Annotated in this window: 22 protein-coding genes; 8 read left to right on the top strand and 14 right to left on the bottom strand. The window is 65.1% G+C overall.

Features of this window, described 5'->3' with window-relative positions:
• Positions 1-498: 498 nt before the first annotated feature.
• Entirely contained in the window at positions 499-2,379 is a 1,881-nt protein-coding gene (locus tag C8J98_RS21815; protein ID WP_107916071.1) for a DEAD/DEAH box helicase, read from the bottom strand.
• Between the two features lie 148 nt (positions 2,380-2,527).
• Between C8J98_RS21815 and fghA the strand changes: the two genes are divergently transcribed.
• Entirely contained in the window at positions 2,528-3,376 is an 849-nt protein-coding gene (gene fghA / locus C8J98_RS21810; protein ID WP_107916066.1) for an S-formylglutathione hydrolase, read from the top strand.
• A complete protein-coding gene (rimJ, locus tag C8J98_RS21805; RefSeq protein ID WP_107916064.1) occupies positions 3,373-3,927 on the top strand; it encodes a ribosomal protein S5-alanine N-acetyltransferase in 555 nt (184 codons plus the stop codon). The genes fghA and rimJ overlap by 4 nt, the downstream gene beginning before the upstream one ends.
• Positions 3,928-3,935: 8 nt before the next feature.
• On the opposite strand, the gene C8J98_RS21800 is transcribed toward rimJ, so the two are convergent.
• The 3 genes from C8J98_RS21800 to C8J98_RS21790 all read right to left on the bottom strand — a co-directional run bounded on the left by C8J98_RS21800 (position 3,936) and on the right by C8J98_RS21790 (position 6,788).
• Entirely contained in the window at positions 3,936-5,378 is a 1,443-nt protein-coding gene (locus tag C8J98_RS21800; protein WP_107916062.1) for a DEAD/DEAH box helicase, read from the bottom strand.
• 402 nt (positions 5,379-5,780) lie between these two features.
• On the bottom strand, positions 5,781-6,458 hold the full coding sequence (locus tag C8J98_RS21795) for a class I SAM-dependent methyltransferase (RefSeq protein WP_233260336.1): 678 nt from the start codon (positions 6,456-6,458) through the stop codon (positions 5,781-5,783).
• Between the two features lie 45 nt (positions 6,459-6,503).
• A complete protein-coding gene (locus C8J98_RS21790; protein WP_107916058.1) occupies positions 6,504-6,788 on the bottom strand; it encodes a hypothetical protein in 285 nt (94 codons plus the stop codon).
• Positions 6,789-6,938: 150 nt separating this feature from the next.
• On the opposite strand from C8J98_RS21790, the gene C8J98_RS21785 reads away from it, so the two are divergent.
• Positions 6,939-8,174, top strand: coding sequence for an MFS transporter (locus C8J98_RS21785; RefSeq protein ID WP_107916056.1), 1,236 nt, complete (start codon positions 6,939-6,941; stop codon positions 8,172-8,174).
• Positions 8,175-8,227: 53 nt separating this feature from the next.
• Positions 8,228-8,716: a peptidylprolyl isomerase gene (locus C8J98_RS21780; protein ID WP_107916070.1), complete on the top strand. Its 489-nt coding sequence runs from the start codon at positions 8,228-8,230 to the stop codon at positions 8,714-8,716.
• A 298-nt stretch (positions 8,717-9,014) separates the two neighbouring features.
• On the opposite strand, the gene C8J98_RS21775 is transcribed toward C8J98_RS21780, so the two are convergent.
• From C8J98_RS21775 to C8J98_RS21760, 4 genes are all read right to left on the bottom strand, one after another.
• Positions 9,015-9,422, bottom strand: coding sequence for a DUF6326 family protein (locus tag C8J98_RS21775; RefSeq protein ID WP_107916053.1), 408 nt, complete (start codon positions 9,420-9,422; stop codon positions 9,015-9,017).
• Positions 9,419-10,123: a DUF4386 domain-containing protein gene (locus C8J98_RS21770; protein ID WP_107916051.1), complete on the bottom strand. Its 705-nt coding sequence runs from the start codon at positions 10,121-10,123 to the stop codon at positions 9,419-9,421. Before C8J98_RS21770 ends, C8J98_RS21775 begins: the two co-directional genes overlap by 4 nt.
• Positions 10,124-10,262: 139 nt before the next feature.
• Entirely contained in the window at positions 10,263-10,715 is a 453-nt protein-coding gene (locus C8J98_RS21765) for an organic hydroperoxide resistance protein (protein ID WP_107916049.1), read from the bottom strand.
• 130 nt (positions 10,716-10,845) lie between these two features.
• Positions 10,846-11,424, bottom strand: a complete 579-nt coding sequence (locus C8J98_RS21760) for a C40 family peptidase (protein ID WP_107916047.1) — start codon at positions 11,422-11,424, stop codon at positions 10,846-10,848.
• Positions 11,425-11,556: 132 nt separating this feature from the next.
• Between C8J98_RS21760 and C8J98_RS21755 the strand changes: the two genes are divergently transcribed.
• From C8J98_RS21755 to hutG, 3 genes are all read left to right on the top strand, one after another.
• Entirely contained in the window at positions 11,557-12,816 is a 1,260-nt protein-coding gene (locus tag C8J98_RS21755; protein WP_107916045.1) for an FAD-dependent oxidoreductase, read from the top strand.
• Positions 12,817-12,970: 154 nt separating this feature from the next.
• Entirely contained in the window at positions 12,971-14,335 is a 1,365-nt protein-coding gene (gene gorA, locus C8J98_RS21750; protein WP_199229987.1) for a glutathione-disulfide reductase, read from the top strand.
• A gap of 16 nt (positions 14,336-14,351) precedes the next feature.
• Positions 14,352-15,149, top strand: coding sequence for an N-formylglutamate deformylase (gene hutG / locus C8J98_RS21745; protein WP_107916043.1), 798 nt, complete (start codon positions 14,352-14,354; stop codon positions 15,147-15,149).
• A gap of 77 nt (positions 15,150-15,226) precedes the next feature.
• Here the strand turns inward: hutG and C8J98_RS21740 are convergent, their stop codons facing one another.
• Genes C8J98_RS21740 through asnS form a run of 6 tightly spaced genes read right to left on the bottom strand, consistent with a single transcriptional unit; the run spans position 15,227 to position 20,511 of the window.
• Entirely contained in the window at positions 15,227-15,661 is a 435-nt protein-coding gene (locus C8J98_RS21740; protein WP_107916041.1) for a Rid family hydrolase, read from the bottom strand.
• The gene (locus tag C8J98_RS21735; protein ID WP_107916039.1) at positions 15,651-17,102 is read right to left on the bottom strand and encodes an aldehyde dehydrogenase; all 1,452 of its coding nucleotides are present in this window, start codon (positions 17,100-17,102) and stop codon (positions 15,651-15,653) included. Before C8J98_RS21735 ends, C8J98_RS21740 begins: the two co-directional genes overlap by 11 nt.
• A gap of 8 nt (positions 17,103-17,110) precedes the next feature.
• A complete protein-coding gene (locus C8J98_RS21730) occupies positions 17,111-17,899 on the bottom strand; it encodes an SDR family oxidoreductase (protein ID WP_107916037.1) in 789 nt (262 codons plus the stop codon).
• 27 nt (positions 17,900-17,926) lie between these two features.
• A complete protein-coding gene (locus C8J98_RS21725) occupies positions 17,927-18,259 on the bottom strand; it encodes a hypothetical protein (RefSeq protein ID WP_107916035.1) in 333 nt (110 codons plus the stop codon).
• Positions 18,260-18,265: 6 nt separating this feature from the next.
• Entirely contained in the window at positions 18,266-19,093 is an 828-nt protein-coding gene (locus C8J98_RS21720) for a MalM family protein (RefSeq protein ID WP_107916033.1), read from the bottom strand.
• Positions 19,094-19,107: 14 nt separating this feature from the next.
• On the bottom strand, positions 19,108-20,511 hold the full coding sequence (gene asnS / locus C8J98_RS21715; RefSeq protein ID WP_107916031.1) for an asparagine--tRNA ligase: 1,404 nt from the start codon (positions 20,509-20,511) through the stop codon (positions 19,108-19,110).
• 126 nt (positions 20,512-20,637) lie between these two features.
• Between asnS and C8J98_RS21710 the strand changes: the two genes are divergently transcribed.
• Positions 20,638-20,964, top strand: a complete 327-nt coding sequence (locus C8J98_RS21710; RefSeq protein ID WP_107916029.1) for an iron-sulfur cluster assembly accessory protein — start codon at positions 20,638-20,640, stop codon at positions 20,962-20,964.
• Positions 20,965-21,163 lie beyond the last annotated feature (199 nt).

Raw genomic sequence — 21,163 nt, 5'->3', positions numbered from 1 at the left:
CCCGCTGAGCCTGCGTAATGTCTTTGCGTCCCATGGTTCACCTCGTTCTGGCTGTGAAGCCCTCTCGGGATGTCCAGAAAGATTAGACCACCTCACCCACCCTCGCTGCTCAGACAGTCCTCCGCGTTTCGTACCGGAAAGGCCGCTGCGCGGCCCGTGTTCTTATCGGCCTACGGCCGCTCTACTTGTGCGGAACTCGCCTCGAGGGTGGGCACCGAAGGCTCTCCCGAGCCCTGAGGCTCGCGTGGGTCGAGCCAGAGCGCGCGGCAGCATCGTCGGCAGGCACGCCGGCACAGGCGCGACGGACGTGATCGGCAACTGCGTACCAGCGACCGCTTCCGCTTCGCTCTGGTGTCGGCAGCGGTCGGGGCCGACGACGGCGCCACGCCACGGCTCTCCTTCCACTCGACCGTATCGTCGTGAGAGACCTTGGTGTCCACCCTCGAGGCAGTCACGATGAACCAAAAAAAAGGCACCCGAAGGTGCCTTTTTGCTTACTCAGTAATCGCGCTTCTTGCGCGGCGGCTTGCCGCCACCAGGACCGCCAGCACCGCCCGGACCACCGGGGCGGGCGCCCTGGGGACGGAAGCTGCGCTGTGGCGGACGCGAGGCGTTGCCGCTCTGCGGGGCTTCGACGCCGTCCCACTCGGCAATCTTCAGCTGCTGCTGGGCAACCCACACCTTCTTCAGGTGGGTGAAGATCTCCGGCGGCATGCCTTCCGGCAGGTCGATCAGGCTGTAGTCGTCACGGATGCTCACGCGGCCGATGAACTTGGCCTCGACGCCGCCTTCGTTGGCGATGGCGCCGACGATGTTGCCCGGCTTCACGCCATGCTCGTGGCCCACTTCGATGCGGTACGTGCGCTTGCCGGCTTCCGTGGTGTGCGGGCGCGGCTGGCGCATGCCTTCGCGAACCGGACGACGGTCGTTGAAGTCGCCACCACCTTCGTTGCGCGGACCGCGATCGCGGTCGAAGTCACGCTGCGGACGCTCGCGATCGAATTCGCGCGGCGGACGCTCGGTGTACTCGCGCTTGGCCGGCGGCTCGAGCAGCAGCGGCTGGTCGCCCTGGGCGATCTTGGCCAGTGCGGCGGCGATCTCGATGGCAGGAATATTGTGTTCCTGTTCGAACTTCTCGACCATCTGCTGGAACAGGCCAAGGTCGCCCTGCGCCAGCGTGTCGGTGATCTTCTGGTTGAACTTGTTGATGCGCGTGTCGTTGACCGCTTCGATCGTCGGCAGCTGCATCTGCTCGATCGGCTGGCGCGTGGCGCGCTCGATCTGACGGAGCAGGTTCTTCTCGCGCGGCGTGACGAAGAGGATCGCCTCACCACTGCGACCCGCGCGGCCGGTACGGCCGATGCGGTGCACGTACGACTCGGTGTCGTGCGGGATGTCGTAGTTCAGCACGTGGCTGATGCGCTCGACGTCGAGACCGCGAGCGGCAACGTCGGTGGCGATCAGGATGTCGAGCTTGCCGGTCTTCAGGTTATCGATCACGCGCTCACGCTGCGCCTGGGCGATATCACCGTTGATCGCGGCGGCCGCGAAACCCCTTGCCTGCAGCTTGCTGGCCAGTTCTTCGGTGGCCTGCTTGGTGCGTGTAAACACGATCATCGCGTCGAAGCTTTCGGCTTCGAGGATGCGGGTCAGCGCGTCGAGCTTGTGCACGCCGCTGACGAACCAGTAACGCTGGCGAATGTTCGCCGCGGTCGTGGTCTTGTTCTTGATCGTGATCTCGATCGGCTCTTTCAGGTAGGTCTGCGCGATGCGACGGATCGGTGCCGGCATGGTCGCGGAGAACAGGGCGACCTGACGCGTCTTCGGCGTGGCCTGCAGAAGCTTCTCGACGTCGTCGATGAAGCCCATGCGGAGCATTTCATCGGCTTCGTCGAGGACCAGGAAGCGCAGGCCGGAAAGATCCAGCGTGCCCTTGTCCAGGTGGTCGATAACGCGACCCGGCGTGCCGACGATGACCTGCGCGCCGCGCTTGAGACCCTGCAGCTGCGGACCGTAGCTCTGGCCGCCGTAGATCGGCAGTACCTGGAAGCCGGGCATGTAGGTGGCGTACTTCTGGAAGGCCTCGGCCACCTGGATGGCCAGCTCGCGGGTAGGCGCGAGAACCAGCGCCTGCGGCTTGCCGGGCTTCAGGTCGATGCGCGAGAGCACGGGCAGCGCGAAGGCAGCGGTCTTGCCGGTGCCGGTCTGCGCCTGGCCGATGACATCGCGGCCTTCGAGCAGCGGCGGAATGGTGGCGGCCTGGATCGGCGACGGCACTTCGTAGCCGACTTCGGCCAGCACGCGCATGACTTTTTCGTCGAGCGCGAGCGCGCTAAAGCCGGGCTGAGCCGGAGCGTTATCTGTATCGGGGGATGACATGGCGACCTCGAAGAGGGGGCGCGGCGGCGGAAGCGGCGCCGGGCAGTAGCGGTATTGTAGCAGCGATGGGCGCCCGGTGAGGCGGGCCATAGCCACTTGTTGCGTCGGCGTTACACTTCCCGGTCAGCTTTCGTAGGGAGAGAAGGGCATGACGACGATCGAGACGGTCTCGGAACAACGCTGCTTCGGCGGCATCCAGGGGTTCTATTCCCATGCATCCGAAGCGTGCGGCGGTACGATGCGTTTTGCGGTTTTCATGCCTCCTGCGGCCGAAAACGGGCCTGTTCCTGTCCTGTGGTACCTCGCCGGACTGACGTGTACCGCTGAAACGTTCACCATCAAGGCTGGCGCGCAACGCATCGCCGCCGAGTTGGGTATCGCATTGGTGATGCCTGACACGAGCCCGCGGGATACCGCCATCGAAGGCGCCACGGGCGACTGGGAATTCGGTGAAGGCGCAGGCTTTTACCTCGATGCCACCGAAGCGCCGTGGTCGTCGCGTTTTCGCATGTATAGCTACGTCGTCGACGAACTGCCCCGGATGGTCGCGGAACGATTCGCATTGGACATGAGTCGGCAAGGCATTTTCGGCCATTCCATGGGTGGGCACGGTGCGTTGACCATCGCACTGCGCAATCCCGGCCGGTATCGCTCGTTGTCGGCGTTCGCGCCTATCGTCGCGCCCGCCAGCGTGCCGTGGGGCGAGAAGGCGTTCCCGCTCTACCTCGGCGACGACCGCAAAGCCTGGGCCCTGCATGACGCCACCCAGCTCGTCCGTGATGGTGCTCGCTTCGACGGCCGGATCCTCATCGACCAGGGCGAAGCGGACGGCTTCCTGACGAAGCAGTTGCAGCCCCAACGATTCGAAGCGGCCTGCGAAGAAGCGGGCCAGCCGCTCCAGCTGCGCATGCAGCCGGGCTACGACCATAGCTACTACTTCATCCAGAGCTTCGTCGAGGACCACCTGCGGCATCATGCGAAGGCACTCGCCGCATGAGCGAGCCGATCCGCATGCGTACACCGCGAACGGTAATACGCCTGCTCGATGTGGAAGAGGCCGAACTGCTACGTCGCTACCGCATCGAAAACCGCGAGCACCTCAGGCCGTGGGAACCCTTGCGGACCGAGTCGCACTACACCATCGAAGGATGCCGGCTGGCCATCGAGGCGGGCCTCGAAGCGGCAAGGTCGGATCGCGGGTTCCCGTTCATCGTGCTGACGCCCGACAGTGGCGAGATCATCGCGAGTTTCACCCTGGCCAACGTCGTCCGTGGCGTCTTCCAGGCCTGCCATCTTGGCTACGGCATCGCACGCAAACACGAAGGACAGGGCCTGATGTTCGAAGCCCTGGACGCCGCGATCCGTTATGCGTTCGGCCCTCTGGACTTCCATCGCGTGATGGCGAATTACATGCCACGCAATGACCGGAGTGGCCGCCTTCTCGAGCGGCTAGGCTTCGAGAAGGAAGGCTACGCCAAGCGCTACCTGAAGATCGACGGGCTGTGGGAAGACCACGTGCTTACGGCGAAGATCAGGGCGCAGGGCTGAGCGGACGATCAGGCCTTGTTGGTGGCCGGACCCGTACGCTGACGACGACGCTTGTGGTTGCCCGTGTTCTCGCCGGTGCCAGCGGCCGAATGGCCGTGCGGACGATGCGACGACGGACGACCGGCACTGCCACCCGCGTTGCCACCACCGGCTGCACCCTGGCGACCCTGGCCGTTTGACGGCGAGCGGCCCTGGCCACCCGCCGAACGACCCTGACCACCACCCGAACGGCCCTGGCCGACCTGGTTGCGCGAGGCCTGCGGCTGGCGCGGCTGCTGCTTCGGACGCGGCGCACCGGCGTCCATGCGCAGCGGCGTGCTCGGCTCATAGCCCGGGACATTGCTGACCTCGAGATCGGCTTTGAGCAGGCGACCGATGTCGCGCAGCAGGCCCGACTCGTCATGGCTGACCAGCGAGATGGCCTGGCCTTCGGCGCCCGCGCGGCCGGTACGGCCAATGCGGTGCACGTAATCCTCGGCCACCATCGGCAGGTCGAAGTTGATCACCACCGGCAGCTGGTCGATGTCGATGCCGCGCGCGGCGATATCGGTCGCCACGAGGACGGTGACGCGGCCGGTCTTGAAGTCCGACAGGGCGCGCGTACGGGCGTTCTGGCTCTTGTTGCCATGGATGGCCGCGGCCTTGATGCCGGCCTGTTCCAGGTGACGGACGAGCTTGTCGGCACCGTGCTTGGTACGGCCGAAGACGAGCGTCTGGCGACGGCTGTCCTGCGACAGGATGTGCAGAAGAAGGTCGCGCTTGTTCGCCGCATCGACCGGGTGCACGCGGTGGGTGACCGTGTTCGCGACCGTGTTGGCCGGCGTGGTCGACACTTCCTTCGGATCGCGCATGAACTGCTGGGCCAGCGCCTTGATTTCCGGCGCGAATGTGGCCGAGAACAGCAGCGTCTGGCGCTGACGCGGCACGGCGGCGAGGATGCGCTTGAGTGCCGGCAGGAAGCCCATGTCGAGCATGCGGTCGGCTTCGTCGAGTACGAGCACGTCGACCTTGGACAGGTCCACCGAGCGCTGCTGCATGTGGTCGATCAGGCGGCCGGGCGTAGCGACGACAACGTCGACGCCGCGGCGCAGTGCCTGCAGCTGGTTGCCCATGCCGACGCCGCCGAAGATGACGGTGCTGGAAAGGCGCACGTACTTGCCGTAGTCGCGCAGGTTTTCCTGCACCTGGGCGGCGAGTTCGCGGGTCGGGGTGAGGATCAGCGCGCGGATCGGGCGACGCGTGTCACCGCGATCGTCCTTGGAAAGCAGCTGCAGCAGCGGCAGTGCGAACGCGGCGGTCTTGCCGGTACCCGTCTGGGCGGCGGCCATGAGGTCGTTGCCGGCGAGGACAAGCGGGATAGCTGCGGACTGGATCGGGGTCGGCTTTTCATAGCCGGCTTCGGAAAGGGCGCGCAGCAACGCGGGCGCAAGGCCCAGCGAATCGAAAGACATGGAGTGAAGCTCCTGCGTGACTCGAGCGTTCCCTGGAACCGCGCTACAAGTCGATGGATTGGCGGCCGCTAACCATGACGAAGACAGCAGGCTGGCCGGTGTCGAGCGCGCTTCCGAGGGTGGGGGAACGGGCGGGAAAATCTCCACGCCGGGGGTCCGCAAGGGAGTCGGAGCGCAAGCACGACCCGCCGAGTATACCTTATTGCGGCGCACAATGCCCAATGGCCCCTGACTGGCCTGCTGCGGGCGAAGAGCATCGCCGCTGAAGCGGCTCCCACAGGTGCCGCTGAAGCGGCTCCCACAGGTGCCGCTGAAGCGGCTTCCACAGGTCTGCGCAGGCCGTTGTGGGAGCCGCTTCAGCGGCGATGCTCGCCGGCCCGGCGATGCTCCCCGGCCCGGCGATCAGGACTGGCGGGAGGCCACCATCAGGTAGCTGTTATAAGGCGTCCGCCCAAAAAGCGGCCGGAAATCCACCCGGATCCCCCGCGGCTCGAGCACCTCACGAATATCGTCCTCGGTCGGGAAATACTGCGCCCCACCCGGGATCCAGCCGACCGCCTCGATGAATTTCTCCTCCCAGACCGTGGCCCGGTAGCGCCAGGTGCCGTCCCGGATCACGTTGCGCAGGACCAGCACGCCATCGTCGGCGAGGTGGTCGACGGCATAGGCCAGCAGCTCGGCCTGGCGGTCCTCCGGCAGGTAATGGAGCACGTCGAGCAGGGCCACGTGGCCGCGGATGGCCTGGGGCGTGGTGGCATCCACTTCGCTCAGGGCGATGCTCTCACCCAGCCCCGCACGGTCCGCAGCCGCCCGGCCCATGGCGATCTTCTGGGGGTCGTGGTCGAGGCCGAGATAGCCGTCCAGCGCATCGCAGGCATGCAGGTAATGGCCGAGCAGGCCAAGGCCGCAGCCGATATCCAGCAGGGGCAATCGCCGTCCGGCAATGGCGGTCGCCGTGGCGGCGTAGACAGGGTCGGTGGCGAGCTTGCCGTGGATGTAGATCCGGTCGCGGCGGCGACTGAACCGCGAGGCGATACGTCGCCGGGTGCGGGTTTCGGGCGTCATGAGCTTGATTTCCATCCTGGAAAGAACCGGGCACGTTGACCGTGCCCGGCCGATTCGGAATTACTGCTTCTTGTTAAGCGGATTGTCCTTCGACATGTACGCGTTGTATTCCTTTTCGTCGATCTTTCCGTTGTGGTCCACGTCGTTCTCACTCATGTGCGAGCGGAGCTGCTTGAGGCGCTCGTTGTCCTCGGGGATGTCTTTGCGGGTGATGTACTTGCCGCCGTGCGAGAGATCCGAGAAGGCAGGCGCGTCGCTGGAGCCGGCAGCATCTTGCGCAAGCGCGGTCCCGATACCGAGGCCGGCAATCAGGGCGAACGAAACGAGCGAATACGAAAACTTCATGAGTCCTCCGTCTGTCGTGGATGGGCGTCCGTCGTGGGACGACGCAGCCCAGTGTAACCACGGGGTGTGGTCGCGTCGTCAAACGGGCGTTGGATTTTCGCCCGCTGTGCTACCTTCGGCGCCGCCTGAATCCGCGTTGAGGAATATCTGATGCCGCTTCCCGCCGCGCTGCGCGAACTCGATTCGACCCAGCGGCATACCGTCATCGCCAGCTTCCTGGGCTGGACCCTCGACGCATTCGACTACTTCCTGCTCACCTTCGTCATCCTCGCGGTGGCCAAGGAATTCAACGTCTCCAAGCAGGAAGTCACGTACGGCCTGTTCCTGACCCTGGCGGCCCGGCCCATCGGCGCACTCATCTTCGGCCGGCTTGCCGACCGCTACGGCCGCCGTCCCGTGCTGATGTTCGACATCGTGCTGTTTTCGGTGCTCGAGGTGGCCTGCGCCTTCGCGCCGACCCTGGGCATCCTGCTGGGCCTTCGCTTCCTCTTCGGCATCGCCATGGGCGGCGAGTGGGGCATCGGCGCGTCGCTGGCCATGGAGTCCATTCCGGCAAGATCGCGCGGTTTCGTTTCCGGCCTGCTGCAGAGCGGCTACCCCTGTGGCTTCTTCCTTGCCGCCCTGGCCAACTGGTTGCTGGTCGATCAGATCGGCTGGCGCGGGCTGTTCATCGTCGGCGCCGCTCCGGCGCTGCTGGTGCTCTACATCCGCCGCAAGGTGCCGGAATCGCCGGTATGGGAAGGACGCCGTACCGAGGCCAGGCAAAGCGTGTTCGTTTCCATGCGAGGCAACTGGAAGCGGTTCGTCTACATGATGCTGCTGATGGCGGCGTTCAACATGTTCAGCCACGGCTCGCAGGACATGTACCCGACCTTCGTGCAGGAGACGCTGAAAATCCCAGCGGGTTCGGGCACGGCCTTCATGCTCACGGCGCTGCTCAATCTTGGCGCGCTGTTCGGCGGCCTGACCTTCGGCTCCCTGTCCGAGCGGATCGGCAGGCGCAAGGCGATCATCATCGCGGCCCTGCTGGCCATCCCGGTGATCCCGCTGTGGGCCTACGGCGGGTCGCTGCTTTTCCTCGGCCTGGGGGCGTTCCTGATCCAGGTGATGGTGCAGGGCGCCTGGGGCGTCGTGCCGACCCACCTCAACGAGCTGTCTCCGGATGCCGTGCGCGGCACTCTGCCCGGGTTCGCCTACCAGATGGGCAACCTCCTGGCGGCGATCACGGCGACGGCGCAGACCTGGATCGCGACCCAGCGTGGCGGCGATTTCGCCTTTGCCATGTCGACCTGGATCGGGGCGGTGGCGCTGTTGCTGGCCCTGCTGACCTGGCTGGGTCCCGAGGCGCATGGCGTCGGATTCGGAAAGAAGCGCGATGCGGCGTGACGCCGGGCCCGCCGGCCAGTAAAATGCCCGGTTTTCATCCGGTAGAAACGATCATGCAGGCTGGCAAGGACAAGGTCATCTCGTTCCACTACACCCTCACCGTCAACGGTGAGCAGGTCGAAAGCTCGGTGGAGGGTGGTGAGCCGCTCTGGATCCTGCTCGGTCACGGCCAGCTGATTCCGGGCCTGGAAGCCGGCCTCGAAGGCAAGTCCGTCGGCGATACCTTCGATGTCACGATCGAACCGGAGCAGGGCTACGGCCCGCGCCAGGACGGCCTGACCCAGCGCGTGCCGAAGAAGTATTTCCCGCAGCAGGGCAAGGGCCTGAAGGCCGGCACCTCGACCGTCCTGTCGCTGAAGGAAGGCGGCAGCCGCGTCGTCGTCGTGCAGAAGATCGGCTCGAGCGTGGTGGATGTCGACCTCAACCACCCGATGGCCGGCAAGACGCTGACCTTCCACGTCGATGTGCAGAGTGTGCGTGACGCCACCCCGGAAGAGATCGAGCACGGCCACGCGCACCCGAACGGCGACGCCGCTCACTGATCGGCTTGATCGACGCCTGGCGCGAAAAAGAAAGCACCTTAGGGTGCTTTTTTTTGGTTCATCGTGCTGCGCCGTCGCCCTCTACACTTGGGCGTCTCGCGGGGGAGACCTTGGTGCCCACCCTCGCTGCTCAGACAGTCCTCCGCGTTCGGATCGGAAGGCCGCTCACGCGGCCCATGTATCGATCTGGCCTACGGCCGCTCACTTGTGCGGAACTCGCCTCGAGGGTGGGCACCGAAGGCTCTGCGCCGCTACGTCACCGAACGCCGAGCTGAGCTGGTTAGCAGGCGATGGGCCTTTAAAGCACTCTCGGCCATCGCCACGCATAGACCACGACGGCTGCGGTCAGCAGCACCTCAATGACACCAAGCGTGATGTAGAACGGCAGCGCCCCGGGCATCGTCAACAGCATGATCACCGTATAGAACAGACCGAATACTATGTTGGCCCAGCGACAGAGGGTTGCCGGCAACGCGAGCGACCCGAAGATCATCAGCGCCGGAACCGCCATCATCAGGCTAACGCCCACCAGGATGCCGGGTGTCGTCGCGCCCAACGGACCGAAGTTGCCGGCAATCATGTCCTGCAGCCGACCCGGCGCGAACAGCCCGAAGAAGTCGCCGTAGATGTAGCAGGACATCAACGATGCCCAGAGGCTGGCAAGCTTGATGCGCAGCGGAACCTTGGTGTCCTGCAACGTACTCATGCGTTTTTCCTCTCCATCAGGATGTAGCGCCGCGCGCCGAAGACGAGCAACCACAGCATGAAGGCGACTTCGCCGAGCTGGAGTGGGAAGCAGATCGCGTCGAGGCTTTCCGAATATTGCGGCATGACGAAACCCGCAAAGCTTTGGGCGATATAGGCCAGCGCATTCAGCACCAGCCACACCGACAACACACGCGGAAGAAACCCGCAGCGCCAGACAAGGATCGCCAAGGGCACCAGCCACAGTCCCCACAACGTCTCGGCGGCGGTGATGACTTCGCGATGCAGGCGCAGGAAGAGCATGGCGAGCGATTCGCGCTGCGCCTGGCTGAAGGTATCGAGGAAGGGCGCGCCACGCACCAGTACGAGCGCTGCGGCATCGTTGGCGGTATTGATGAAATAGATGGCTGAGGGCAGCAGCCCGCCGAAGATCATCATCACAACGGCAAGTGTCGGGCCGGAAGGCTTGAGCAACCGGTAGAGCGCCAGCACGACGAAAATCAGGATGCTGCCGATGAACAGGTCGCCGAACATACCCCAGCGAAACAGGGTCTCGTGCGCGGCGATGTTCGCGGCGGTCTCGGCGGGATGGTCGCTGGCGAAGAGAGTGGTGGGTATGTAGATGAGCCGGAGCGGCCCGACCATGGCCAGCAGGAGATACAGGAATCCGGCGAGACGAGCCTGCTTGTTGAGCGGTGTCATGGCGATCCCCTTCGCTTCTGGTGCGACCCGGTGAAGGTGCGCCCGCGCGCCGTTGCTGCCGCGTGCCGGAAGTCCTGCCATGAGAAGAAACGGCACCCGAGGGTGCCGTTTCTTAAGGATCGGTGCTTGGAAGGAGCGCTTAGGCGACCGTCTTGCCGTTCACCGAGATATCGACGTCGACATTACCGCGGGTGGCGTGCGAGTAAGGGCAGACCTTCTCGTGCGCCGTCTTGACGATCTCCTGCGCCGTTGCGTCGTCGACACCCGGCAGGCTCACTTCGAGCTTCACCTTGATGCCGAAGCCAGAGTCGTTGCGCGGGCCGATGCCGACCGAACTCGCTACCGAGGCGCCGTCGACCTTGACCTTCTGCTGGCCGGCGACGAAGCGCACGGCACCTTCAAAGCACGCGGCGTAGCCAGCGGCGAAGAGCTGTTCCGGGTTGCTGCCGCCACCATTGCCGCCCATTTCCTTCGGCAGGCGCAGGTCGAGCTTGATCAGGCCGTCGTCGGATTCGACATGGCCTTCGCGGCCACCGGCGACCTTGGCGTGGGCGGTGTAGAGAACTTTTTCGAGGTTCGAGAGGTTGCTCATGATCGGTGTCCTTGGTCGTTCGTGATGGGAGAGGGCGTCGGCGGTGCCGGGCCACGAGAGATAGTTAATCACGCTATTAAATAGCGCGCAATCTAAATCGAATGGCGAACAGTCTTCTGTTGCCATCCGTTCAGTTTAGGACGCGGCGACCGTAGACGAAGTTCTCTTTCCAGTACGCGCCATCGAGGTCGTCAAGGCGTACGGTACCGCCGGAATTGGGCGCATGCACGAAGCGGCCCTTGCCGACATACACGCCAACGTGGGTCACGTGGCCGCGGCCAAAGAAGACCAGATCGCCGCTGGCAAGCTGCGACTCGTCGACCTTGGGCTTGTCCAATGCCGCCATTTCCCCCGAGGTGCGCGGCAGGCGCACGCCGGTCGAGGTCAGGTAGATGTAGTTGATCAGGCCACTGCAGTCGAAGCCGCCCTGTGGCGTATTGCCACCCCAGCGGTAAGGGGTGCCAACCAATCCGATCGCCCGGAACAGGACGTCGTTGGCCGCATCGGCCGGGGGCGCCTCGGCCGGGCGGTTGGACCACGACAGGTTTTTTGCCAGGGGAACGGCAGAGGCCGGGTTTCGCTGTTGGGACGACGAACGTTTGTGAGGCGCGCTGCCGCAGGCTGCCAGCAGGCTGAGCGCCACCGCCAGTGCGAAGGGGCCAATGAAGCGGACGGGGCGGAGAGGAAGAACTGGAGCAACGGCGAACATCGGGCGTTTCCCCCTGTAGGAGCGGCCCGTCGAGGTTAACAAATCAATAGGTTGCGTGGAATACCTCGCAAAGAGCACGAATTCATCTGGCGGACAGGCCTGGAGCAGACGGACGGCCGTTAAACTTCGCCGATGGATAGATCCCGAAGCGACGTTCTGATCATGGGTGGGGGAGTGATTGGCCTGGCGTGCGCGCTGTACCTGTTACGAGCCGGCGCGAGCGTCCGGGTGCTGGAACAGGGCTTGCCCGGCAACGGCAGCTCGCATGGCAACTGCGGCACGATCACCCCCAGCCACGCTGGCCCACTGACCATGCCAGGCATGATCGGCACGGCGCTGCGCTCACTCCTGCGCCGCGATGCGCCGCTGTATGTGAACCCCCGGCCGGATCGGGCGCGGGCACGCTGGCTGCTCGATTTCGCCCGTCATTGCACCTGGCGCGACTACCAGTACGCCGGCGAGGCGCGTGGCGCGATCCTGAACCGCTCACGAGTCTTGCTCGGCGAGCTCATCGCCTGCGAAGGCCTCGCCTGTGAATTCGAGGAAGTGGGCGAACTCTACGTTTACCGCAACGCGCGGGCGATGCAGGACGATCGCCCGCACGTAGAGCTCCTGCGCCGCCTGGGCATGGATGTCCGCGTGCTGGTGGGCGACGACGTCCTCACGCTCGAGCCCGCCCTGCGCGAGGGTGTGGTGGGAGGCTTGCTTCATCCGGGCGACGCCCGCCTGCGACCGGATCGCTACGTGGCCGAGCTGGCGCGGCGTGTTCGCGAACTCGGTGGTGCCATCGAGACCGGCGCGCGCGTGGACGAGTTCGTTCTTGAAGGAGAGCGCATCTCGCACGTTCGCACGACCGGCGGTGTGTTCAGCGGCGACCATGTCGTGATGGCGCTCGGCGCGTGGTCTCCTCTGGTCGGCAAACTGCTGGATATCCGCCTGCCCATGCAGCCGGGCAAGGGCTATTCACTCACCTGGGACCAGCCGCCCGAGCGCGTACCCACCCATTCGCTGGTCCTGCGCGAAGCTGCCGTTTGCGTCACGCCCTGGGTGTCCGGCTTTCGGCTTGGCAGCACCATGGAGTTCTCCGGTTTCGCGGAGGGGCTCAATCCGGTTCGCCTGGACGCGTTGCGACGCGGTGCGGCGGCGTATCTGCACGAACCCGAAGGCCGCGGCGAGATGGTGCCCTGGTGGGGGTGGAGACCGATGAGCGTGGACGAGCTGCCCATCATCGGACCCAGCGCGCGCTGGTCGAACCTGACCTATGCCACGGCGCACGGGATGCTCGGCATCAGCATGTCGGCGGCTACGGGTGAGTTGGTGGCAAACCTGCTGGCAGGCCCTGCGCCCGCGCTCGACCCGACACCCTATTCCCCCGCCCGCTTCGGTCTCTGACCGCCTTGCCGGCCGCTATCTGTAGGAGCCGATTCATCGGCGATCCCGCGGCAGCGGGCCAGCACCCGGCCAGCACCCATTCGCCGATGAATCGGCTCCTACAACAACGGTCGGAGTTTGTTACGGTGGTGCATTGACCTTGCTGGAGCGACGCATGACCGTGGAAGCCTTCGACCTCATCGTGATCGGTGGCGGCTCGGGCGGTCTGGCCGCCGCGATCCGTGCCGCGAAGCACGGAGTGAAGGTCGCGCTGATCGAGCCGGGCGAACTCGGGGGCACCTGCGTCAACGTCGGCTGCGTTCCGAAGAAAGCCATGTGGTACGCCGCGCAGATGGCCGAAGCACAGTACATCGCGATGGACTATGGGTTCCACGACACGCCGGGTACCCTCGACTGGCCGCGCTTCATCGAGCGTCGCGAGGAATACATCGAGCGTATCCACGGCAAGTACCAGCAGGCGCTCGATAAAGGGCACGTTACCGTCGTGCGTGAAACCGGGTGCTTCATCGCGAAGGGCCGCGTGCGTGCCGGCGACCGCGAACTCACGGCGCCGCACATCATCGTTTCCACAGGCTCGAAGGCGAAGCGCCTGGACAAACCCGGCTTCGATCTCGCCATGGATTCGGACGGCTTTTTCGACCTGCGGGCGTGTCCGCAGCGCACGGCGATCATCGGCGGCGGCTACATTGCCGTCGAACTGGCTGGCGTTCTCCGTGCACTCGGTAGCGACGTACACATGTACGTGCGCGGCCGCCTGATGGGCGGTTTCGACGAAGAGATGGCTTATGGTCTGGGCGATGAAATGGAGCTGCACGGTATCCATGTCCACTATGAATGCCAGATCGTGGCGGCGCATGAGACCGATGGCGTGATCCTGCTCGACTGCGATCGTGGTGACCACCCCGGCCCCTTCAATGCCCTGATCGTCGCCATCGGGCGCGAGGCGAACACCGCCGCCCTGGGGATGGAGACCATCGGCCTGGCCACTACCGGAACAGACGGTCACATCGCCATCGACGACTGGCAGAACACCAACGTCGAAGGGGTTTATGCCGTCGGCGACGTGACCGAGCGGATGGCCCTGACGCCGGTCGCCGTGGCCGCGGCGCGCAAGCTCGTGGATCGCCTGTTCGGCGGCAAGCCGAACGCCAGGCTGGACTACGAGAACATCCCCAGCGTGGTCTTTTCGCACCCGCCGCTAGGCACGATCGGCATGTCCGAGCAGCAGGCCCGCGAGGCCTACGGGGCCGACGTGCATCTTTACAAGCAGTCCTTCGTGCCGATGCAGCTGGCGCTCGCCAGGCGGCCTATTACCACGCGGTTCAAGCTGATCTGCGTGGGCAAGGACTCTCGGATCGTCGGCATGCAGATGCTCGGTCCGGGCGTCGACGAGATCCTCCAGGGCTTTGCCGTGGCGATCAAGATGGGCGCCTGTAAATCGGACTTCGACGATACCCTGGCTGTCCATCCGACATCGGCCGAAGAGATGGTCCTGATGGGTGATCGGGTCCCCGGATGAGCGCTACACTCAGGCCATGATCCCCTACACCCTGCATCGCGGCACCGCGCCGCTCCTGGTCAGCCTGCCGCATAACGGCAGTGCTATCCCCGATGACATGGCCGCCCGCATGAAGCGCCGGGCCCGGGGTTCGGTGGATACGGACTGGCACGTGGCCGAGCTGTACGACTTCGCCCGTGAGATGGGCGCCAGCGTGATCAAGCCCTTCGCCTCCCGCTTCGTGGTCGACCTGAACCGCCCGGCGGATGGGCATCTGCTTTACCCGGGACAGAACGAGACCGGCCTGGTGCCCACGCTGCTGTTCGACGGGCGCGAGATCTACCGGCCCGGCGCCGAGCCCGACGCCGCGGAAATCGCCGACCGCGTCGAACGGTGGTGGAAGCCTTACCACCAGGCCCTGGCCGGCGAGCTGGCTCGCCTCAAGAGTGAGTTTGGTCACGTGGTGCTGTGGGAAGGGCACTCGATCCGCAGCGAAGTGCCCATGCTCTTCGAGGGTCGTCTCAAGGACCTGAATCTCGGCACGGCCGACGGCGCCAGCTGCTCGCCCGGCCTTCAGGCCCGCGTCGCCGCGGTGCTGGAGCGCCAGGAAGACTACTCGTTCGCCGTGAACGGCCGTTTCAAGGGCGGCTACATCACCCGCCACTACGGCCGGCCGGCGGAGGGCGTGGACGCGATCCAGCTCGAACTCGCCCAGCTCAATTACATGGACGAGGATTCGTTCGAATACCTGCCGAAGAAGGCCGCCCAGGTACAGGTGCTGATTGGCGACATGTTGCGGGTGTGCCTCCAGGGTGTCCGGGCGCTGACGCCCTAGGTAGTGCCTATCGCCGATGAATCGGCTCCCACAATCGCCGATGAATCGGCTCCTACAGGGGTTTTGTGGGAGCCGCTTCAGCGGCGATCGGCGCTCGCGATATGCGCCACACACTTCAGCTCGATCGCGATCGGAGTCGGCAGGGCGGTAATCCCCAACGTGGTGCGACACGCATCCACGCCAGCAAACGCTTCCGCATAAAGCCGGTTATACACAGCAAAGTCGCGCGCCATGTCCGTGAGATACACCGTCACGTCGACCAGGTCTTCGAAGCGCGCACCGCTGGCTTCCAGCACCGCGCGGACATTCGCGAACACCTGCCTGCACTGCGCCTCGATATCGTAGGAAAGCAGTGTGCCATCCGCATCCGCGACGTTTCCGGGCACCGTATTGGTGGAGGGTACGCGTGGGCCGACGCCGGAAAGAAACAGCAGGTCGCCCACGCGTCGCGCGTGGGGATACGCGCCTACCGGAGCCGGTGCGCCCTCGGTGCGGATGATGTTATTGCCCATGGTCGATGCAGACATTCCTGGCCTCGGTAAAGAAACGCATCGCTTCGAAACCGCCTTCGCGGCCGACGCCTGATTGCTTCGCGCCGCCGAACGGCGTGCGCAGGTCGCGCAGCATCCAGCAGTTGACCCATACGATGCCGAAGTCGAGCTTCGCCGAGAATCGGTGGGCGCGCGACACGTCGCGTGTCCACACGGAGGCGGCCAGTCCGTAGGGCGTGCCGTTGGCGATGGCCAGGGCTTCTGCTTCGGTGTCGAAGGGAATCAGGGTGACGACGGGACCGAAGATTTCTTCCTGGTTCGTCACTGCCCCGGGTGCGAGTCCTTCAATCACCGTTGGCTGGACGAACCAGCCACGCGCACAGCGACCGTCGACGACGACGCGTCCGCCACCGGTAAGCAGCGTGCCGCCTTCGTCGAGCGCACGTGCGATGCAGCCTGTGACCTTATCGAAATGCGCTTCGGAAACGAGGGCGCCAAGCTGGCTGGTGGCTTCCAGTGGATCGCCGACCTTCAGCGCGCGGACGCGCTCGAGATAGGCTTCGCGGAAGCGATCGTAAATGCCGCGTTGGACGAGCAGGCGCGAGCCGCACAGGCAGATCTCGCCCTGGTTGGCGAAGCCGGAGCGGACGATCGTGGCCAGCGAAGCGTCGGAGAAATCGAAATCGTCGAAGACGATCGCGGGATTCTTGCCACCGAGTTCGAGCGACACCTTCTTCAGTCGTGGCGCTGCGGCGCTGGCAATGGCAATGCCGGTGCGCGTGCTCCCGGTGAACGAGATCGCCTTGACCGTATCGTGCGTGACGATGGCCTCGCCGACGGCGGGGCCGCGGCCATGGACGATGTTGAGCACGCCTGGCGGAAAGCCCGCCTCATCGACCAGCGTACCGAGCAGCCACGCCGTATAGGGCGTGACTTCCGACGGCTTGGCCACCACGGTGTTGCCAGCGGCGAGCGCGGGCGCGATTTTCCACGTGAAGAGATAGAGCGGCAGGTTCCACGGGCTGATGCAGCCGACGACGCCGAGCGGCAGGCGCAGCGTGTAATTGATCGCGCCGTGTTCCATCGCATGGGACTCACCGCTCCACTGGCCGGCGGCGGCCGCGAAGAACCGCAGGTTGGCGATGGCGCGGGGAATGTCGAGGGAGCGGGCGAGGGCGAGCGGCTTGCCGCTGTCCTGTGATTCCGCTTCGGCGAAGGTTTCAAGGCGGGCCTCGATCAGATCGGCGAGGCGTTGCAGGCAACGTCCGCGTACTTCAGCGGTCGTTTGTGCCCAGCCGTGCGCAGCGCGGGATGCAGCGGCGACAGCCTCCGCGACGTCGCCGGCATCGGAATCGGGACACTGCGCGAACGGCTCGCCAATGGCGGGATCCACGCTGTCCAGGTAACGGCCGGCGTGCGGCGCCCGCGACTGGCCATCGATGAGATTGGCGAGGATCAGCATGGCGCGCCTTAGTTGAAGCTGCGCGTACGGCCGCCATCGACGGTGATACTCACCCCGTTGACGTAGCCAGCGGCGGGACTGGCGAGGAAGGCGATCACCGCCGCCACTTCGGCCGGATCGCCGAAGCGCGCGGCCGGCACGCTGGCGAGCAGGCCACGTTCGACATCGTCGCGGCTTCGCCCCGCCTTGCAGCTGGCCTCGACCAGCGCCTCGAGCCGCGGCGTGCGCGTGTAGCCCGGAAGCACGTTGTTCACCGTGATGCCATCGGGCGCCACTTCGGCCGAGAGTGTCTTCGCCCAGCCTGCCACGGCGGCGCGCACCGTATTGGAGACACCGAGATTGGCGATCGGCTCTTTCACCGAGGTAGAGATGACGTTGACGACGCGCCCGTAGTGCGCCTGGCGCATGCCCGGCAGGCAGGCGCGGGTGATCACCTGCGCACCGATGAGGTGTTGGCGGTACGCGACCAGGAAAGCTTCCGGCTCGGCGTTCCAGGCAGGGCCCGGAGGCGGTCCGCCGCTGTTGTTGATCAGCACGTGCACGGCGTTGAGCTTCACTACCTCGCCGACGGCCGCGGCCAGGGCGTCGGTGTCGAGCATGTCGACGGCGACGTGGTGGTGCTTTTGTCCGGGATGGATCGCCGGCAGCTCAGCGGCAAGCGCTATCAAGGCGTCGGCGGAGCGGGAGAGCAGGGTAACGCTGGCGCCGAGCTCGGCCAGCTCGAAGGCGGTGGCCCGGCCGATGCCTTGGGAGGCGCCGCAGACCAGCGCGTGTCGACCGGTGAGGCGAAGATCCATGCGTGCTCCGGGTTGGGTGGCGGCCTTTCAGGCCTGTCTCATCGCCCACCACTGTACCGCCATCGCGACGAACCAGCACGGCCACGCAAACCAGGGCGCACGGCGCCACCAGCGCTGCCAGCGATTGAGGTCGTCGTCGTTGAACAGGGCCGGTGCGTCGGAGCGCAGCACGCGACGCATGCGCAACCAGTTGGCCATGCCGTTAGGCCGGCCGGTATCGGCCTCGGTGATGGTTTTCCATTGGTCCGGATAGCGCTGGCGTAAGAGCGAGGTGAAGCGCCACTGCGCGATGAAATGGAAGACGAACGACGCCACCGCACCGAGCAGTAACAGGAGATAGAGGAGGACGGCGGTCTGCATGCCGGCTCAGCTGCCGTTTTCTTTCTTGGGTGGGTCTTTCTTTGCCTGGCCTTGACCAAGAATGTCCGTGCTGACTACCTGGCGGATGGTGGAAATCACGCCATTGCCTGGCTGGGCCTTGTCGCATACGGCATTGCTGATCGCCTTCTTGTACGTGTCGTTCTGCATGCCGACGAACAGTACGCCGTCCGGACCGTGCGGAATCTTGAAGCTGCCCGCCGACGCCATCTTCACCGGCGCTTCCGCCGAGAAGTTGCTGGGCGACTGCTCCCAGTAGGTCTGGCTCTTCTGCTGCTTGGACGACGAATACACCACCATGTATCGCGCTTTGTCGTCCTCGACCTTGAACTTGCCGAAGGCGCCCGTCGTTTCATTGGTCCAGCCCATGTATTCGCAGAGCTGGATGTCTTCGGCGTGCAGCGGCTGGAAGGCGTCGTCGAGCAACACCACGGTCGGCGCGAACAGGTAGCTCGAGCTCAGCCAGCGGCCATTGAGCTCGGCCTTCATCGCGATGGTGTACGGCATTTGCGCGCCCGCCGGCAAGCGGAAGGCCAGGAAGTAGCTGCGGTCGCCGTTGAGGTTGGCGACCGGGCTGTTCTTGTCCAGCGAGAAGCGCTGCGGCTGCCAGGGCAGCATGTCCTGGTAGGACAGGTCGGCGAAGCTGCCGCAGCAGGGCGTGGCGGCGTCGAGCGCCTTGCGTGCGAGATCGACCGTGTTCGACGGATTTTCCGGCGGACGGAAGTTCGGCGGGACGATGGCACTCATCGTGTGGCACGCCGCGAGCGTGAGCATCGCGGCGGCAAGGAGCAGGGAACGGAACAGGGAAGGGGGCATAAGGGTCGTGGTTCTTAGAACTCGGCACTCCCTGCCGCGCGGGGATAAGGGATGGCGTCGCGGATATTCGCGAGGCCGCAGACGTAGACGAGCAGGCGTTCGAAGCCGAGGCCGAAACCGGCATGGGGTACGGTGCCGTAACGGCGGAGGTCGCGGTACCAGTTGTAGACCTCCTTATCGAGGCCAAACTGGTCCATGCGGCGGTCGAGGTAGTCCAGGCGTTCTTCACGCTGCGCGCCGCCGATGATCTCGCCGATGCCGGGCGCGAGGACGTCCATGGCCGCCACGGTCTTGCCGTCGTCGTTGAGGCGCATGTAGAACGCCTTGATCTCTTCGGGGTAATTCATGACGACCACCGGGCGGCCGATATGTTCCTCGGCGAGGTAGCGCTCGTGCTCGGTCTGCAGGTCGATGCCCCAGGCCACCGGGTGCTCGAACTTCTTACCGGACTTCTGCAGGATCTCGACCGCCTCGGTGTACTGGATGCGTTCGAACGGCTTGGCGATGAAGGCTTCCAGTCGCGAGATGGCGTCCGGCTGGATGCGTTCGGCGAAGAAGGCCATGTCGTCGGCGCGCTCGTCGAGCACCGCCTTGAAGATGCCCTTGAGGAACAGCTCGGCCAGATCGGCCATGTCGTTGAGGTCGGCGAAGGCGACCTCGGGCTCGACCATCCAGAATTCGGCCAGGTGACGCGTGGTGTTCGAGTTCTCGGCGCGGAAGGTCGGGCCGAAGGTGTAGACCTTGCTCATCGACAGCGCGTAGGCCTCGACGTTGAGCTGGCCGGACACGGTCAGGAACGCCTCGCGGCCGAAGAAATCCTTGCGCCAGTCGATCCCGCCCTTGTCGTCACGGGGCAGGTTGGCCAGATCCAGCGTGGACAGGCGGAACATGTCACCGGCGCCTTCGGCGTCCGAGGTGGTGATGATCGGGGTGTTGATCCAGAAGAAGCCCTGCTCGGTCAGCAGGCGGTGGATCGCCATCATCATGGTGTGGCGCACGCGGGTCACGGCACCGAACAGGTTGGTGCGCGGGCGCAGGTGGGCGACCTCGCGCAGGAACTCCATGGAGTGCTGCTTCGGCTGGATGGGGTAGGTGAGCGGATTCTCGACGAAGCCGGTCACCTCGATGCGGGTGGCCTGGATCTCATAGGCCTGGCCCTTGCCCTGCGAGGGAACGAGCTTGCCCGTGGCGATGATGCCCGCGCCGGCCGAGAGCCGCTTCACGTCGGTCTCGTAGTTGGGCAGGTCGGCGGTGGCAACCACCTGGATCGGGGCGAAGCAGGAGCCGTCGCTCACGTTCACGAAGGAGAGGCCACTCTTGGATTCACGCAGGGTGCGGACCCAGCCGCGTACAGTGACTTCGTGTTCCGCTGCGGTCGTGCCGCCGGCGAGGGCCTGCTTGACGCTTACCACCGTCATCGATTGAAACTCCAGAAAAGGCACCGCACATCAAAGAGGGCGCATAGGACGCGACCCTGCATGATAATGTAAGGGCCACGTGAACGGCAGCGTTCTCCCGATATACCACGGTAAAAAAACGTCTTCATGAGCATTCAGATCACTCCCGCCGCCTCCGACCGCATGCGCGCCTTCCTCGAGAAGGCCCCTGAGGCCGCCGGCGTGCGCTTTTCCGTCAAGCGAATGGGCTGCTCGGGCTTCGGCTACGTGGTCGACCTGGCCGGCGCCATCGCCGCGGACGACCAGGTCATGGATATCGACGGTATTCGCGTGGTGGTCGACCCCAAGAGCCTGCCCCTGGTCGAAGGCACCCTGATCGACTTCCAGCGCCAGGGCCTGAACGCCTCCTTCGTCTTCCACAACCCCAACGCAACCGGTGAGTGTGGCTGTGGAGAGAGTTTCACCGTCTCCTGAGACGGTGAGTGGGCTGCAAGCCCACCGTGGGAGCCGATTCATCGGCGAAAAGCCAACGAAGCGATGAAGCCGAAGGGCATGTCCCCCTCATGTAGGAGCCGATTTGCAGTGGTCTAATTTTCCTGGACACCCATGTAGGAGCAAAATCCCTACCGAGGTGACCCATGGGATATCGACCGATCGACCCGGCGCTCAAGCG

It is taken from the genome of Luteibacter sp. OK325, assembly GCF_003050935.1.
Taxonomy (GTDB): domain Bacteria; phylum Pseudomonadota; class Gammaproteobacteria; order Xanthomonadales; family Rhodanobacteraceae; genus Luteibacter.
This window is presented reverse-complemented; position numbering and strand designations above follow the sequence as displayed.

What these genes read in the sequence shown, in the direction of transcription:
- C8J98_RS21815 (WP_107916071.1), bottom strand. Translation starts at nt 2,379, where the DNA reads ATGTCATCCCCCGATACAGATAACGCTCCGGCTCAGCCCGGCTTTAGC.
- fghA (WP_107916066.1), top strand. Translation starts at nt 2,528, where the DNA reads ATGACGACGATCGAGACGGTCTCGGAACAACGCTGCTTCGGCGGCATC.
- rimJ (WP_107916064.1), top strand. Translation starts at nt 3,373, where the DNA reads ATGAGCGAGCCGATCCGCATGCGTACACCGCGAACGGTAATACGCCTG.
- C8J98_RS21800 (WP_107916062.1), bottom strand. Translation starts at nt 5,378, where the DNA reads ATGTCTTTCGATTCGCTGGGCCTTGCGCCCGCGTTGCTGCGCGCCCTT.
- C8J98_RS21795 (WP_233260336.1), bottom strand. Translation starts at nt 6,458, where the DNA reads ATGGAAATCAAGCTCATGACGCCCGAAACCCGCACCCGGCGACGTATC.
- C8J98_RS21790 (WP_107916058.1), bottom strand. Translation starts at nt 6,788, where the DNA reads ATGAAGTTTTCGTATTCGCTCGTTTCGTTCGCCCTGATTGCCGGCCTC.
- C8J98_RS21785 (WP_107916056.1), top strand. Translation starts at nt 6,939, where the DNA reads ATGCCGCTTCCCGCCGCGCTGCGCGAACTCGATTCGACCCAGCGGCAT.
- C8J98_RS21780 (WP_107916070.1), top strand. Translation starts at nt 8,228, where the DNA reads ATGCAGGCTGGCAAGGACAAGGTCATCTCGTTCCACTACACCCTCACC.
- C8J98_RS21775 (WP_107916053.1), bottom strand. Translation starts at nt 9,422, where the DNA reads ATGAGTACGTTGCAGGACACCAAGGTTCCGCTGCGCATCAAGCTTGCC.
- C8J98_RS21770 (WP_107916051.1), bottom strand. Translation starts at nt 10,123, where the DNA reads ATGACACCGCTCAACAAGCAGGCTCGTCTCGCCGGATTCCTGTATCTC.
- C8J98_RS21765 (WP_107916049.1), bottom strand. Translation starts at nt 10,715, where the DNA reads ATGAGCAACCTCTCGAACCTCGAAAAAGTTCTCTACACCGCCCACGCC.
- C8J98_RS21760 (WP_107916047.1), bottom strand. Translation starts at nt 11,424, where the DNA reads ATGTTCGCCGTTGCTCCAGTTCTTCCTCTCCGCCCCGTCCGCTTCATT.
- C8J98_RS21755 (WP_107916045.1), top strand. Translation starts at nt 11,557, where the DNA reads ATGGATAGATCCCGAAGCGACGTTCTGATCATGGGTGGGGGAGTGATT.
- gorA (WP_199229987.1), top strand. Translation starts at nt 12,971, where the DNA reads ATGACCGTGGAAGCCTTCGACCTCATCGTGATCGGTGGCGGCTCGGGC.
- hutG (WP_107916043.1), top strand. Translation starts at nt 14,352, where the DNA reads ATGATCCCCTACACCCTGCATCGCGGCACCGCGCCGCTCCTGGTCAGC.
- C8J98_RS21740 (WP_107916041.1), bottom strand. Translation starts at nt 15,661, where the DNA reads ATGGGCAATAACATCATCCGCACCGAGGGCGCACCGGCTCCGGTAGGC.
- C8J98_RS21735 (WP_107916039.1), bottom strand. Translation starts at nt 17,102, where the DNA reads ATGCTGATCCTCGCCAATCTCATCGATGGCCAGTCGCGGGCGCCGCAC.
- C8J98_RS21730 (WP_107916037.1), bottom strand. Translation starts at nt 17,899, where the DNA reads ATGGATCTTCGCCTCACCGGTCGACACGCGCTGGTCTGCGGCGCCTCC.
- C8J98_RS21725 (WP_107916035.1), bottom strand. Translation starts at nt 18,259, where the DNA reads ATGCAGACCGCCGTCCTCCTCTATCTCCTGTTACTGCTCGGTGCGGTG.
- C8J98_RS21720 (WP_107916033.1), bottom strand. Translation starts at nt 19,093, where the DNA reads ATGCCCCCTTCCCTGTTCCGTTCCCTGCTCCTTGCCGCCGCGATGCTC.
- asnS (WP_107916031.1), bottom strand. Translation starts at nt 20,511, where the DNA reads ATGACGGTGGTAAGCGTCAAGCAGGCCCTCGCCGGCGGCACGACCGCA.
- C8J98_RS21710 (WP_107916029.1), top strand. Translation starts at nt 20,638, where the DNA reads ATGAGCATTCAGATCACTCCCGCCGCCTCCGACCGCATGCGCGCCTTC.